This is a genomic window from Cellulosimicrobium sp. XJ-DQ-B-000, from assembly GCF_031119065.1.
Taxonomy (GTDB): Bacteria; Actinomycetota; Actinomycetes; order Actinomycetales; family Cellulomonadaceae; genus Cellulosimicrobium; species Cellulosimicrobium funkei.
In genome coordinates this window covers 43033-57343 of the sequence record NZ_JAVHYN010000004.1, presented here as the reverse complement: position 1 = coordinate 57343, position 14311 = coordinate 43033, and the positions used below count along the sequence as shown (strand labels likewise).

Annotated in this window: 14 protein-coding genes; 5 read left to right on the top strand and 9 right to left on the bottom strand. The window is 74.4% G+C overall.

The window, feature by feature from the left end; genetic code table 11:
- Positions 1-2 precede the first annotated feature (2 nt).
- From RDI86_RS08060 to RDI86_RS08050, 3 genes are read right to left on the bottom strand one after another with little or no spacing between them, the layout of a single operon-like run.
- Entirely contained in the window at positions 3-464 is a 462-nt protein-coding gene (locus RDI86_RS08060) for a hypothetical protein (RefSeq protein ID WP_308821111.1), read from the bottom strand.
- Positions 465-482: 18 nt separating this feature from the next.
- Positions 483-749, bottom strand: coding sequence for a YbdD/YjiX family protein (locus RDI86_RS08055; protein WP_308821110.1), 267 nt, complete (start codon positions 747-749; stop codon positions 483-485).
- Positions 746-3043, bottom strand: coding sequence for a carbon starvation CstA family protein (locus tag RDI86_RS08050; RefSeq protein WP_308821109.1), 2298 nt, complete (start codon positions 3041-3043; stop codon positions 746-748). The genes RDI86_RS08055 and RDI86_RS08050 overlap by 4 nt, the downstream gene beginning before the upstream one ends.
- Positions 3044-3212: 169 nt before the next feature.
- Here RDI86_RS08050 and RDI86_RS08045 point away from each other — a divergent pair, with 169 nt between their 5' ends.
- Positions 3213-3794: a GNAT family N-acetyltransferase gene (locus RDI86_RS08045; protein WP_009863291.1), complete on the top strand. Its 582-nt coding sequence runs from the start codon at positions 3213-3215 to the stop codon at positions 3792-3794.
- Here RDI86_RS08045 and RDI86_RS08040 read toward each other — a convergent pair.
- From RDI86_RS08040 to RDI86_RS08030, 3 genes are read right to left on the bottom strand one after another with little or no spacing between them, the layout of a single operon-like run.
- Positions 3754-4356 (bottom strand): TetR/AcrR family transcriptional regulator, encoded by a 603-nt coding sequence (locus RDI86_RS08040; protein WP_085387039.1) that lies wholly within the window; start codon positions 4354-4356, stop codon positions 3754-3756. The two genes, RDI86_RS08045 and RDI86_RS08040, sit on opposite strands and share 41 nt — an antisense overlap.
- A 3-nt stretch (positions 4357-4359) precedes the next feature.
- A complete protein-coding gene (locus tag RDI86_RS08035; protein WP_308821108.1) occupies positions 4360-4947 on the bottom strand; it encodes a sugar O-acetyltransferase in 588 nt (195 codons plus the stop codon).
- Positions 4944-6254: an MFS transporter gene (locus tag RDI86_RS08030; protein WP_308821107.1), complete on the bottom strand. Its 1311-nt coding sequence runs from the start codon at positions 6252-6254 to the stop codon at positions 4944-4946. Before RDI86_RS08030 ends, RDI86_RS08035 begins: the two co-directional genes overlap by 4 nt.
- 82 nt (positions 6255-6336) lie before the next feature.
- Here RDI86_RS08030 and RDI86_RS08025 point away from each other — a divergent pair, with 82 nt between their 5' ends.
- Positions 6337-7608: an NYN domain-containing protein gene (locus RDI86_RS08025; RefSeq protein ID WP_137281288.1), complete on the top strand. Its 1272-nt coding sequence runs from the start codon at positions 6337-6339 to the stop codon at positions 7606-7608.
- Positions 7609-7705: 97 nt separating this feature from the next.
- Here RDI86_RS08025 and RDI86_RS08020 read toward each other — a convergent pair whose 3' ends face one another.
- Positions 7706-8548, bottom strand: coding sequence for an alpha/beta hydrolase (locus RDI86_RS08020; protein WP_308821106.1), 843 nt, complete (start codon positions 8546-8548; stop codon positions 7706-7708).
- 110 nt (positions 8549-8658) lie between these two features.
- Here RDI86_RS08020 and RDI86_RS08015 point away from each other — a divergent pair, with 110 nt between their 5' ends.
- A complete protein-coding gene (locus RDI86_RS08015; protein ID WP_076404254.1) occupies positions 8659-9228 on the top strand; it encodes a TetR/AcrR family transcriptional regulator in 570 nt (189 codons plus the stop codon).
- A gap of 237 nt (positions 9229-9465) precedes the next feature.
- Complete coding sequence (locus tag RDI86_RS08010; RefSeq protein WP_163185182.1) at positions 9466-10773, top strand: glycoside hydrolase family 16 protein; 1308 nt, start codon at positions 9466-9468, stop codon at positions 10771-10773.
- A gap of 60 nt (positions 10774-10833) precedes the next feature.
- Here RDI86_RS08010 and RDI86_RS08005 read toward each other — a convergent pair whose 3' ends face one another.
- On the bottom strand, positions 10834-12156 hold the full coding sequence (locus RDI86_RS08005; RefSeq protein ID WP_308821105.1) for a cation:proton antiporter: 1323 nt from the start codon (positions 12154-12156) through the stop codon (positions 10834-10836).
- A gap of 141 nt (positions 12157-12297) precedes the next feature.
- Between RDI86_RS08005 and RDI86_RS08000 the strand changes: the two genes are divergently transcribed.
- On the top strand, positions 12298-13674 hold the full coding sequence (locus RDI86_RS08000; protein ID WP_171468567.1) for an 8-oxoguanine deaminase: 1377 nt from the start codon (positions 12298-12300) through the stop codon (positions 13672-13674).
- Between the two features lie 51 nt (positions 13675-13725).
- On the opposite strand, the gene RDI86_RS07995 is transcribed toward RDI86_RS08000, so the two are convergent.
- A complete protein-coding gene (locus tag RDI86_RS07995; protein ID WP_308821104.1) occupies positions 13726-14220 on the bottom strand; it encodes a GNAT family N-acetyltransferase in 495 nt (164 codons plus the stop codon).
- Between the last annotated feature and the right edge of the window lie 91 nt (positions 14221-14311).

Below are 14311 nucleotides of genomic sequence, written 5' to 3'. Positions count from 1 at the left end.
CGTCACCGTAGCCCGTGGGGGTCGGGCCCCTCGCCGAGGGCGGCGAGCGCCCGCAGCAGCACGTCGTGACCGGACCGGGCGGCCCCGGGCAGCCAGGCGGCGAAGACCGCGCCGAAGGCGAGCGGGAGGAGCGCGACGAGCCACGCGACCCCGTTCTGGTAGACGGCGCCGAGCGTCGCGATCCCGGCGGCCGCGGCGAGCCAGATCGCCACCAGCACGAGGTCCAGCCCGCTCGGGGCGACCGTCCCGCGCACGCGGACGCCGTCGGGCTCCTCGGTGAGCCGGGCGCGCAGCACGCTGTGCCCGCTCGCGTGCGCGCCGGGGGCCCAGCGGCGCGCGACGAGCACGTCGTCGCGCACGCGGACCCGGACCTCCTGCCCGCGGCGGGGCAGCTCCGCGGCGCGCTGCCGGACGTCGGCGACGGAGACCTGCGGCAGGAGCAGGTCGAGGGGGACGCGGAGCACGGCGCCGAGCCTAGGCCGTCAGCAGCAGCGCGACCCCGGGTTGGCGTCCTGCTCGGCGTGCCGCATGCGCCAGAACTCGCGCTCGGTCATGACGACGCCCCCCGGGTGCACCGCGCGCTGGTGCGCGGCGTAGGTCGCGTACGCGTCGTCACCCATCACCTGCCGCACGTACCAGCGGACGTGGGCCGCGCCGTCGTGCACGCGGGCCGCCGCGGTGCGGAGCCCCGCCACGACGGTCGCACGGACCGTCGTGGCGGGACCCTGCGTCCCCTGCCGCACCGTCACCGGTGCCCCGTCGCGGCAGGGCGCTTCTCGGGCGGCAGCGCCGCCCACTCCTTCTGGATCGCCTTCTCGGCCTTCGTCGCGAACAGGTCGGCCGGGGCGAACCGGCGCGACGCGACGGGCGGGTCCTCGTGGTTGGCGCCGCCGCCGTCGCGCAGCGCCTTCGCGGTCACGAGGACCGACGCGACGATGACGACGATCGCGAGGACGACGAACACGATCGAGAGCGTGCCCTGGACGAACGTGTTGCGGACGACCGCCTCCATCGCCTCGACCGAGCCGGCGGTTCCGAACGACGTCTCGCCGGCGGCGAGCGCGTCCTTGAACGCGTTGTGGTTGGCCCAGTACCCGACCGCGGGGACGGGGGAGAAGATCTTCTCGATCGACGCCCAGATGGTGATGACCGCGGTGAACGCGAGCGGCGCCGCGACGATCCACAGCCAGCGCTGGTAGCTGCGCCCGCGCTTGGCGACGATCGCCAGCACGACGGCGAGCGCGATGGCCGCGAGGAGCTGGTTCGCGATGCCGAACAGCGGGAAGAACGTGTTGATCCCGCCGAGCGGGTCGGTGACGCCGAGGTAGAGGATGCTGCCCCACCCGGCGACCATGATCGCGGTGCACAACCACACGCCCGGCCGCCACGTGACGTCGCGGAACTTCGGCGACACGTTGCCGAGGGTGTCCTGGAGCATGAACCGCGCGACGCGCGTGCCGGCGTCGACGGCGGTGAGGATGAACAGCGCCTCGAACATGATGGCGAAGTGGTACCAGAAGCCCATCATCGCGGTGCCGCCCACGAGCTGCTGCATGATGTGCGCGAGGCCGAGCGCGAGCGTCGGGGCACCGCCCGTGCGGGACACGATCGACGGCTCCCCGACGGCCTCCGCGGTCGACGTGAGCATGTCCGGCGTGAGGTCGACGCCCATGAGGCCGAGCCCGTTGACGAACGCGACCGCGCCCTCGACCGTGCCGCCCGTGGCGGCGGCGGACGAGTTCATCGCGAAGTAGATGCCGCGGTCGATGGAGATCGCGGCGACGAGCGCCATGATCGCGACGAACGACTCCATGAGCATGCCGCCGTAGCCGATGAAGCGCGTCTGGCGCTCCTTCTCGACGAGCTTCGGCGTCGTGCCCGACGCGATGAGCGCGTGGAAGCCGGACAGCGCGCCGCACGCGATGGTGACGAAGAGGAACGGGAACAACGCCCCGGACACGACCGGGCCCGTCTCGCCGCTCGCGAACTCGCTGATCGCGGGCACCGTGATCTCGGGCCGCACGACGATCACCGCGACCGCGAGGACGACGATGACGCCGACCTTCATGAACGTCGAGAGGTAGTCGCGGGGCGCGAGCAGGAGCCACACGGGCAGGACGGCGGCGACGAAGCCGTACACGATGACGCCGACCGCGATCGTCGTGCGGTCGAGGTGGAAGAGCTCGGCGCCCCAGGCGGTGTCCGCGATCCAGCCGCCGCCGACGATCGCGGCGAGCAGCAGCACGAAGCCGATGACCGAGACCTCGGTGATCTTCCCGGGCCGGATGTACCGCAGGTACACGCCCATGAACAGCGCGATGGGGATCGTCATCGACACGGAGAACACGCCCCACGGGCTCTCGCCGAGCGCGTTGACGACGACGAGCGCGAGGATCGCGACGATGATGATCATGATGAGCAGCGACGCGACGATCGCGGCGGTGCCGCCCACGCGGCCGAGCTCCTGGCGCGCCATCTGGCCGATGGTCCGCCCGCCGCGGCGCATGGAGAAGAACAGGACGAGGTAGTCCTGCACCGCGCCGGCGAGCACGACGCCGACGATGATCCAGATCGTGCCGGGCAGGTAGCCCATCTGGGCGGCGAGCACCGGGCCGACGAGCGGGCCCGCCCCGGCGATCGCGGCGAAGTGGTGGCCGAACAGCACGTGCCGGTCGGTCGGGACGTAGTCCTTGCCGTCCTCGCGGGCCTCGGCGGGCGTGGCGCGGCGGTCGTCGGGGCGCGTGATGTAGCGCTCGATGACCTTGGAGTAGAAGCGGTACCCGATGAGGTACGTGCACACGGCGGCGAACACGAACCAGATCGCGTTCACGGTCTCGCCGCGGACGACCGCGAGCATGACCCACGCGATGCCGCCGAGCAGGGAGATCGCGGCCCACAGGGCGATCTTCTGGGGCGTCCAGCGGGTGCGCGCCTGTGCCCCGGGAAGCTCCTCGGGCACCGCGGTGGGGGGCAGGGACGGGTCCGGCACGATCTCCGGGTCGTCGTCCGCGGCGTTCCGCGCCGCGCGGGTGTCTGTCGTCATCGAGCCTCTCCAGGGTCGCGTCGTTGCGGTCCGACCACGGAAGGCTAGGAACCGCGGCGGACCGTGATCCACGTCACGGCGGCGGGCGGTCGAGGTGTGCGACGAACGGTGGTCGGTGTGCGACGAACGGCGCGGGAAGAAGGTTGCGCGCGCCTCGTAGCCTGGGGCGGTGCAGACGCTGACGACGCCCCGACTGACCCTCCGCCCCTGGCAGCCCGACGACGCCGACGCCGTCCTCGACATCTACTCCCGCTGGGACGTGATGCGGTACGTCGGGACGACGCCGCGCGTCCTGGAGCACCGGGACGAGGCGCTCGCGCGCGTCGCCGCGTGGGCCGAGGTCGACGACGGCACGCACGGCGTCTGGGCGGTCGTCCCGCGCGAGGACGACGGCGCCGGTCTGCCCGACGGCGCGCCCGTCGGGACCATCCTGCTCAAGTCGATCCCGGCGTCGGGCACGGGCGACCCGCTGCAGCCGTCCGGCGACACGGAGATCGGATGGCACTTCCACCCCGCCGCGTGGGGCCGCGGGTACGCGTCGGAGGCGGCCTCGGCCGTCCTCGCGCACGCGTTCGCGCGGGGCCTCGACCGGGTCGTCGCCGTGACGCACCCCGACAACGCGGCGTCCCAGGCGGTGTGCCGACGGATCGGCATGACCCCCCGCGGCAGGACCGACGCGTACTACGGCGTGACGTGCGAGCTGTTCGACGTCACCGCGGCGGAGGGGGCACGGGCGGCCCGACCCGCGTGAGGCGGCGGACCGCACCGAGGACGTCGACGTCGTCGTGCGGCTCGGTGTCGAGCGCGCGGTGGATCGTCATGCCTTCGATGAACGCGTCGAGCACGCGGCACGTCGCGGGGTCGAAGTGGCGGCCCAGCGCGGCGCGGCTGCGACGCATCCAGTCGTTGGTGAGCGTCCGGTAGGCCGGGTCCCGCGCCGCGAGCGTGTAGAGCTCGTGCGACAGCACGAGGTCGCGCTGCGTCGCGAAGACGTCGTGCGTGATGAGCGTCGTGACGGCCTGGACGGCCTCCTCGGGCGTGCGCGCGTCGCCCATGCGGCGCTCGAACTGCGCGGCGGCCTCGCGCGTGAACCGGCCGAACGCCTCGCGCAGCAGGTCGTCCATCCCGGCGAAGTGGTACGTCATGGAGCCGAGCGGGACGTCGGCCGCCGCCGCGACGCGCCGGTGCGAGGTCCCTTCGACCCCGTGCTCCGCGATGACGTCGAGGCACGCGTCGATGATGCGGTCGCGGCGCTCCGGGTCGTGGCGGCGCGCGCGGCCCGTCGGGCCGGGAGGCGCGGGGGTCTCGGTCACGGGTCAGATGTTCTCGCGGATCACGCGCGCCGGGTTGCCGGCGGCCACGACGTTCGCGGGCAGGTCGCGCGTGACGACGGACCCCGCGCCCACGACGGTGTTGTCGCCGATCGTCACGCCCGGGCACACGATGACGCCGCCGCCGAGCCACACGTTGTCGCCGAGCGTGATGGGCTCGGCGGCCTCGAGCTTGTCGCGCCGCGGCTGGGGGTCGACGGGGTGCGTGGGGGTGAGGAGCTGGACGTTCGGCCCGAGGAGGCAGTCGTCGCCGATGGTGATCGCCGCGACGTCGAGCGCGGTGAGCCCGGAGTTGACGAACGTCCGGTCGCCGAGGTGCACGTTGCTGCCGAAGTCCACCGCGAGCGGGGGCTTCACCGACGCGCCCTCGCCGAGCGAGCCGAGCAGGTCGGTGAGGATCGCGCGGGCGCCGTCGTCGTCGCCGTCGAGCACCGCCCGGTGGTAGGCGTCGACGAGGCGCAGGCCGCGCTGGACGCCGCGCGCGATCTCCGGGTCGTCGGCGACGTACAGGTCGCCCGCGGCCATGCGCTCGTAGCTGGTGCGGTCGTCGCCGGCGAAGTAGTCGGTGGTCATGCGCTGGTCTCCTGGGACTCAAGGGTGCGGTCGTGGGGGGAGGGGTGGTGCGGCGAGCTGGTGGCGCGGCGCGGTGCGAGGACGCCGGTGAGCAGCACGACGACGACGCCCGCGAGCGGGAGCACGAGCAGGCCGGTCCGCAGGCTCGTGGCGTCGGCGACGAGCCCGACGATCGGCGGCGACAGGAGGAACCCGAGCCGCATGAGCCACGAGACGAGCGTGAGACCCGTGCCCGCGCGCAGCCCGGGGAGCTCGTCCGCCTGCTGCATCGCGGCCGGGACGAGGGTTGCGACACCGAACCCGGCGGCGGCGAACCCGGCGATGGTGCCGGGCACGGAGGGGAACGCGAGCGCGAGGCCCGTGCCGAGCGCGACGAGCGCACCCCCGGTCCGGGCGACGGCGCGCTGACCGAAGCGGTCCACGAGGCGGTCCCCGACGAGGCGCCCGACGAACTGGGCGCCGACGAGCGCGACGAAGCCGGCGGCGGCGAGCGTCGCGGGGGCGCCGAGCGACCCGGACAGGTAGACCGCGGCCCACGTGCTGCCCGCGTCCTCGACGAGGGTGCCTGCGACGGCGACGAGCACGAGCGCGGCGAGGACGGCGGCCGTGCGGGCGCGGGACGCGCGTGCGAGTGCTGCGCCGGCCCCTGCGGGTTCCGCGCCTGCCGGGGCACCGGCCGGGGTCGCGACGGCCTCCGCCGCGACGGCGTCGGGCGTCTCGCCGTCGAGCCCGGGCAGGCACCAGCGCAGCGCGGCGAGCGCGACCACCGCGAAGAGGGCGCCCGTGATCGCGAGGTGGACGCCGAGGGGCAGGCCGAGCGCGATGGCGGCGGCCGCCATCCCGCCGCCCACGACGGCGCCGACCGACCACAGCGCATGGAAGCCGTTGATGATCGAGCGGCCGTACCGGCGCTGCACGCGCAAGCCGTGCGCGTTCTGCGCGACGTCGGTGAACGCGTCCATCGCCCCCGCCGCGAACAGCGCGACGACGAGCAGCGGCAGGGCGGGCGCCAGGCCCGCGAGCAGCAGCCCGGCCGCGGTGAGCACGGTGCCGGCGACGGCGACGCGCGCCGACCCGAACCGGCGGACGAGCGCCGCGGCGGCGAGCCCGGCGGTGATGGCCCCCGCGGGGAACGCCGCGACGGCGAGCCCGTACGTGGCGTTGCCCAGGTCGAGCCCGGCCTTGATCTCGGGGTACCGCGGCACGAGGTTCGCGAACAGCGCGCCGTTGGTGAGGAACAGCGCGGCGACGGCGACCCGCGCACGCCGGACGTCCGGCGCCGGGCCCGCGAGGATGGGGGGCGGCATGCGGACGATCGTACACACGATGTGTACGCCCGTACACATCCCCGCGGGGTCGGGGCCGTGGTCTGCGCCTAGGCTGGCGGGCATGGACACCGAGGAGCGACTGGCCGTCTTCATCGACTACGAGAACCTCGCGCTCGGGGCGCGCGAGCACCTGGGCGGCATGACGTTCGACTTCGGCCCGATCGCCGACGCGCTCGCCGTGCGCGGGCGCGTCGTCGTGCGGCGGGCGTACGCGGACTGGTCGTACTTCGACGAGGACCGCCGCTCGCTCACGCGCCACCAGGTCGAGCTCATCGAGATGCCCCAGCGCATGGGGGCGTCCCGCAAGAACGCCGCCGACATCAAGATGGTCGTCGACGCGATCGAGATGGCGTTCGAGCGCGACTACATCTCGACGTTCGTCATGTGCACGGGGGACAGCGACTTCTCCCCGCTCGTCCACAAGCTGCGCGAGCTGAACAAGCGCGTCATCGGCGTCGGCGTCGAGAAGTCGACGTCCCGCCTCCTGCCGCCCGCGTGCGACGAGTTCCTGTTCTACGACCGGCTCGAGGGTGTCGACGTCCCCGACGAGCCGGAGCCTCGCTCAGTCCGCGGTGGGCGCGCCGGGACGACGTCCGGTGGCGCGAAGGCGAAGCGCACCGGCGGCCGCACGTCCGGGCGCCGCAAGGCGACCGAGATCGCCGAGCCGGAGGTCGAGACCCCGGCCGCCGCGGCGCTCGCGGAGCTCGGCGAGGCCGTCGGGCGCTCGTCGCGCCGGGGCGAGCCCGTCGTGACCGAGAACGCCGAGGTCGACGGCGAGACGACGCCCGTCGAGCAGCCGGCCGACGAGCCCGCGCTCGTCGCGACGACCTCCGAGGCCGACGACGACGCGCCGTCGGGCGAGGACGTCCCCATGGAGGTGCGCGTCGCGCAGACCCTGGCCGACCTCGAGGCGTCCACGAGCGGCCCGGTCACCGCGTCGGTGCTCAAGCGCACGCTGCTGCGCAAGGACCCGACGTTCAGCGAGGCGGACTACGGGTTCCGCAACTTCGGCGAGTTCCTGCGGTTCCTCGCCGACCGGAGCTTCGTGGAGCTCGCGCCCGGCCCCGCGACGGGCGACCCCGAGGTGTCGCTGCCCGCGCAGGGCGACACGGACCAGGCGTTCGCGCTCGTGCGCGACGTGGTCCGTGAGGAGGGCGGCTCGACGGTCCTGTCCGGGCTGAAGAACGCGATCCGCAAGAAGCGCCCCGACTTCAGCGAGAAGGCGCTCGGGTACCGCGGGTTCCTGCAGTTCTGCAAGGCGGCGCAGGCCGCCGGCGCCGTCGACCTCGCCTGGGACGACGACGCCGACGACTACCGCGTGACGGTCGCCTGACGCTTCCGCGGGCCGTGGCGCCGGGCGCCGGGAATCACCCCGGCACCCGGCGCCACGGCGCCCGGACGGGCGTCCGCTCCCGCGTGGCGCGTCGCGGTCAGCGACCGACGAAGGCGAGCAGCGCCTCGTTGACCTCGGCCGCGTGCGTGACGAGCAGGCCGTGGGGAGCACCCTCGACCTCGACGTACTCGGCGTCCGGCACGAGCTGGCGGAAGCGGCGCCCGGTCGCGTCGATCGGCAGGATGTTGTCCTTCGTGCCGTGCAGGATCAGCGTCGGCTTGCCGGCCGCGCGGACGGCCTCGACGTCGGCCCGGAAGTCCTCGATCCAGGTCGGCACGACCGCGTACGCGGCGACGGGCGCGGACCCGATCGCGGTGATCCAGCTCGCGTGCACGGCGTCCTCGCTGATGCGCGTCCCGAGGTTCTCGTCGAGGTTGTAGAAGTCCTTGTAGAACTGCGTGTACCAGGCGTAGCGGTCGGAGCGCGCGGCCTCGACGATGCCGTCGAACACGGACTGCGGGACGCCCTCCGGGTTGTCGTCGCGCTGGACGAGGAAGGGCTCGAGCGAGGCGAGGAACGCGAGCTTGGCGACGCGCTCGTGGCCGTGGCTCTTCACGTAGCGGGCGAGCTCGCCGGTGCCCATGGAGAAGCCGACGAGGATCACGTCGCGCAGGTCGAGCGTCTCGAGGACGGTGTCGAGGTCGGCTGCGAACGTGTCGTAGTCGTAGCCGCTGCCGACCTTGCTCGACGCGCCGAACCCGCGGCGGTCGTAGGTGATGACGCGGTGGCCGGCGTCGAGCAGCTCGCGCTTCTGCAGCTCCCAGCTGTGGCCGTCGAGCGGGTAGCCGTGGATGAGGACGACCGGCTGCCCGGTGCCCTGGTCCTCGTAGTAGAGCTCGATGTCGGTGGAGTTCTCCTGCCCGACGGTGATGTACCCCATGGTCGTGCTCCCTTCGCGGCGTCGGGAGAACGGTCGTTCTCCCGTGAGTCGCTACACTAGAGAACGATGGTTCTCCGCGCAAGCGGTACGACGTGAACAGGAGATGAGCGATGCTCGACGACGTGAGCGCCCGCGCGGCCGTGGTGGCCGCGGCCGACCGGCTGTTCTACGCCCAGGGCGTGCAGTCCGTCGGGATGGACGCCGTCCGCGCCGAGGCCGGGGTGTCGCTCAAGCGCATCTACTCGCTCTTCCCGTCCAAGGACGACCTCGTCGTGGCCGTGCTGCGCCAGCGCACGCGCCGGTGGGACGAGGGGATCGCGCAGGCCGCCGCGGGAGCGGCCACGCCCCGCGACCGCCTCCTCGCGGTGTTCGACTTCCTCGACGCGTGGTTCCGCGAGGACGGCTTCCGCGGGTGCGCGTTCATCAACTCGTTCGGCGAGCTCGGCGCGACGTCGCCCGGGGTCGCCGCCGCGGTGCGCGAGCACAAGGAGTCGTTCCAGCGGTACGCGCGCGACGTCGTGCGCGAGGCGGGCCTGCCCGACGACGTCGCGCTCCAGGTCGTGCTGCTCGCCGAGGGCGCGCAGACGACGGCGGCCATCACGCAGGACCTCGACGTCGCGCGCCAGGCGCGCCGGGCGGCCGAGGCGATCCTCGACGCGGCGGTCCCTGCGAGGGTGTGACGTCCCGAGGCGTTTCCGGGGGCGTTCGGGTCGCTCGTTCGCCCGTGGTGTCGGAGAAGCGATATGGGAGCGATCCCACGACACGCCGAGAGAGCGCTTGCTCGGCATGATCCCGCCGCCGTAGGTTCGCGACGGAGGGCCGAGGAACGGCCCCCGCCCCGGTGCAGAGTCGCGCCGAGAGCACGTCGCGCACCGTGGCGAGACGCAGGCGGCACCGCCGCCGGACCTGGAGGAACGATGGACCTCGCACGTCACCGCTCCCTGACCCCGCCCCGCACCCCGGCCGGGCCCCGACCCCGCACCCGGCGGCGCCTCGCGGGCGCGCTCGTCGCCGCGCTCACGGCGGCCGCCGCGGCGCTCGCCGTCACCGTGCCCGCGACGTCGGCCGCCGCCGCACCCGGCGACCTCCTGTGGTCCGACGAGTTCGACGGCGCGGCGGGCTCGGCGCCGAACCCGGCCGTCTGGAACCACGAGACCGGCGCGCACGGGTGGGGCAACGCCGAGCTCCAGAACTACACGGCCTCGCGCGCCAACTCCGCGCTCGACGGCCAGGGCAACCTCGTCATCACCGCGCGTCGCGAGGGCGACGGGTCGTACACGTCGGCCCGCATGACGACCCAGGGCAAGTACCAGCCGCAGTACGGGCGCATCGAGGCGCGCATCCAGATCCCGCGCGGCCAGGGGATCTGGCCGGCGTTCTGGATGCTCGGCGGGAGCTTCCCCGGGACGCCGTGGCCGTCGTCGGGCGAGATCGACATCATGGAGAACGTCGGGTTCGAGCCGCACCGCGTGCACGGCACGGTGCACGGCCCGGGGTACTCCGGCGGCTCCGGCATCACGGGCATGTACCAGCACCCGCAGGGCTGGTCGTTCGCGGACACGTTCCACACGTTCGCGGTCGACTGGAAGCCGGGGGAGATCACGTGGTTCGTCGACGGCCAGCAGTTCCACCGCGTCACGCGCGCGAGCGTCGGCGCGAACGCCTGGGTGTTCGACCAGCCGTTCTTCCTCATCCTCAACGTCGCGGTCGGCGGGCAGTGGCCCGGCTACCCCGACGGCACGACCCAGCTCCCGCAGCAGATGAAGGTCGACTACGTGCGCGTCTACGACAACGGCTCGGGCTCGTCGAACCCGGGGAACCCCGGCACCGGCCTGCCCACGGGGACCGGCGCGGTGCGCGCCGCGAACGGCATGTGCGTCGACGTCCCGTGGGCGGACCCGACCGACGGCAACCAGGTGCAGATCGTCACGTGCAGCGGCAACGCCGCGCAGACCTGGACGCGCGGCTCCGACGGGACCGTCCGTGCGCTCGGCAAGTGCCTCGACGTGCGCGACGGCGCGACGACGCGCGGCGCCGCCGTGCAGGTGTGGACGTGCAACGGGACCGGCGCGCAGAAGTGGGCGTACGACGCGGGGAGCAAGGCGCTGCGCAACCCGCAGTCCGGGCTCTGCCTCGACGCCACGGGCGGCGCGCCCCTGCACGACGGCCAGCGGCTGCAGACCTGGACGTGCAACGGCACGACCGCGCAGCAGTGGACGGTGTGACGGCCGGCTGACCTGGCGACCGCGGCGACCGGCCGCGCGGGAGGGGCACCCCGGGGTGCGTCACCCGCGCGCGGTCGCTGCGTCGTCGGGCGGGTCGACGCGCGGGCCCGGCTCGCCCTGCTCGCCCGGTCCGGGCGGGCGGCCGCCCGGCTCGCGCGGGCCGAGCCGGCTCGCGACCATCGGCAGCACGATCACCGACAGCACGCCCGCGCCGACGAGCGCCGCCCCGACCTGCGACGTCATGGCGCCCTGCTCGACGGCGATCTCCGTGAGCGCGACGAGCAGCGGCAGCGCGGTCGCCGCGTAGAGCGCGGTCTGGACGCGCTCGACCGACGGCAGCTCGCGCCGGAACCACAGGAGCACCGGGCCGCCCCGCACGACCACCATGAGCGCGAAGAACGTCAGCGGCAGCAGCGGGGACGCGACGATGGAGTCGATGTCCAGGCCCATGCCGGAACTGACGAAGAACACCGGCACGAACACGCCCCACGCGACCGCGTCGAGCTTCTTCTCCAGCGCCTCGACGTCGCCGGGCGCCCAGCGTCGCAGCACCATGCCGCCGACGAACGCGCCCAGCACCGCGTCGAACCCGAGCCCCGCGGCGAGCGCGAGCAGCACGACGAGCAGCAGCACCGTGAGGCGCAGCGTGCTCTGGCCGGTCCCGTGCTCCGCCGCGCTGAAGAGGCGGTCGCCGCCGAGGGCCTTGAGGCGCCCCAGCCGGCCCGGCAGCGCGGACAGCGCGACCGCGACGACCGCGAACAGGACGAGCAGGATCGCCGCGACCCCGCTCTCGCGCGTCCCGAGCAGCACGGCCATGGCGACGATCGGGCCGAGCTCGCCCACCGCCCCGACCACGAGCACCGCGCGGCCGAGCCGCGAGCCGAGCTGACCGCCGTCGCGCAGGATGGGGAGCACCACGCCGAGCGCCGTCGTCGTCAGCGCGATCGCCCCCGCCGCGACGGCGTGCGGCGAGTCGTGACCGACGATCGCGAGGACGAGCACGGCGCCGACGACGAGCGACGTCAGCCACGCCGCTCCGGCCCGCCGTCCGACGCGCTCGCGCAGGAGGCTCGGCTCGAGCTCGTACCCGGCCAGGAGGAAGAGGAAGCCCATGCCGAGGTCCGAGAGGAGCGTGACGTCGTCGGGCGTGGCGAGGTCGAGCGCGGACGGCCCGACGAGGATGCCGCCCAGCAGCAGCACGACGACCTGCGGGACGCGCGACCGCACGGGCATGAGGCCCGTGAGCAGCGGCGCCAGCAGGGCGACGACGAACACCGGCACGAGCGGGGCGTAGACGTTCACGGACGGCTCCCGGTGGTCGGCGGCGGCGAGCACCAGGATGGCGCAGCGGCCGAGGTCGCGCGCGGGAAGCGGCGGGCCCATCTTGACGGCGGTCGCGGCCCGGCCTAGCGTCGGCCGGGCCGCGTGACGCGCGGCACCTGGATCGGCAGACAGGACCACTGAGCCGGCGCACCGTGGCGCCGGATCCGCGCCCCGGTGAGCGACGAGCCACCAGGAGGCACCATGACCAGCACCGACGCAGCGACCAGGACGTGGGTCCGCGACCCGCTCGGCGTGTTCACCGCCGACGACTCCCCGGGCGCCCCGGACGCGCGCGGCGGCCTCGTCGTCGAGGGCGGGGTGGTCGTCGAGCTCGTCGCGGCCGGCGCGCAGCCGTCCGCTCCCGTCGACGAGACGTTCGACGCGTCGCAGCACGTGCTCACGCCGGGCCTGATCAACACGCACCACCACTTCTACCAGACGCTCACGCGGGCCTGGGGGCCGGTCGCCGACGCCCCGCTCTTCCCCTGGCTGCAGCGCCTCTACCCGGTCTGGGCGCGCCTCACGCCGCGCGACCACGAGCTCGCGACGACCGTCGCCCTCGCCGAGCTCCTGCTCTCCGGCTGCACGACGGCGGCCGACCACCACTACGTCTTCCCCGCCGGTCTCGACGACGCGATCGACCTCCAGGTCGCCGCCGTCCGGCGGCTCGGGATGCGCGCGACCCTCACGCGCGGCTCCATGACTCTCGGCCAGGACGACGGCGGCCTGCCGCCGCAGTCGGTCGTCCAGGACCTCGACACGATCCTCGCGGACTCGCAGCGGCTCGTGGACACGTACCACGAGCGGGGTGCCGGGGCGCAGGTCCAGATCGCGTTCGCGCCCTGCTCGCCGTTCTCCGTGACGACCGACGCGATGCGGGAGAGCGCGGCGCTCGCGGAGGAGCTCGACGTCCGCCTGCACACGCACCTCGCCGAGACGGTCGACGAGGAGGACTTCTGCCGCGAGCGCTTCGGGATGCGCACGGTCGACTACCTGGAGTCCGTCGGCTGGCTCACGGACCGCGCCTGGCTCGGCCACGGCATCCACCTCGACGACGACGAGGTGCGCCGCCTCGGGGCGGCGGGGACCGGCGTCGCGCACTGCCCGACGTCGAACATGCGCCTCGCGTCGGGCATCGCCCGGGCCGTGGAGCTGGAGGACGCGGGCGCGCCCGTCGGGCTCGGGGTCGACGGCTCGGCGTCGAACGACGCCTCGACGATGATCCTCGAGGCGCGCCAGGCGCTCTACCTCCAGCGCCTCCGGTACGGCGCGGACATCCCCGTGACCCGCGCGCTCGGCTGGGGCACGCGCGGGTCGGCGCGCGTGCTGGGCCGGGACGACGTCGGCGTGCTCGCGGTCGGCAAGCAGGCCGACCTCGCGCTGTGGCGGCTCGACGAGCTGCGCTTCTCCGGCGCGCACGACCCGGTCGCCGCGCTCCTGCTGTGCGGCGCCGACCGCGCGGACCGCGTCATGGTGGGCGGCGCGTGGCGCGTCGTCGACGGCGCGATCCCCGGGCTCGACCTCGGCGCCCTCGCGGCCGAGCACTCGGCGGCGGCCCGGCGCCTCGTCGCGGGGTGAGCCGCGGCCGGCGGGGACGGGCCGGGCCGACGCCCGGGCGCCCCCGCCGGCTCAGAGCTCGCGGTAGTAGTGGACGACGGGCAGCGCGGTGAAGCCGCTCGACTCGTACAGGGCGCGCGCTGCCCCGTGGCCCGGGTCGCCGCCGGTCCAGACGTTGGCGTAGGCGCATCCGGCGTCGCGCATGAGCGCGAGGGCAGCGTCCACGAGCCGGCGGCCGATGCCGTCGCCCTGCACGTCGGGGTCGACGGCGATGATCTCCAGGTCGGCGGTGCGCGCGCCCTCCGGCGCGGGCTCGCCGAGCACCGTCGTGGCGAACCCGACGACCCGGCCGTCGCGCTCCGCGACGACCGTCGTCGCGGGGTGCTTCTCGCACGCGCCCCGCACCTCCGCCGCCTGCCTGCGGCGCCAGTCGGGGTAGGCGAGGTCGTAGAGGCGCTCCCCGAGGATCTCGCGCCAGGAGGCGAACGCGCTCTCCCACGCGCGCAGCGACAGCGCGACGACCGCGTCGAGATCGGCGGGGCGGTAGGGCCGCAGGGTGGTGGTCACCGCTGGAGCGTAGGGAGGGCGCGCGGCGTGGTGCCAGCGCTTTGCCGCGTCGCGCGGGCGGCGTCACGGGTGACGTCGGGCGGGCGATGTC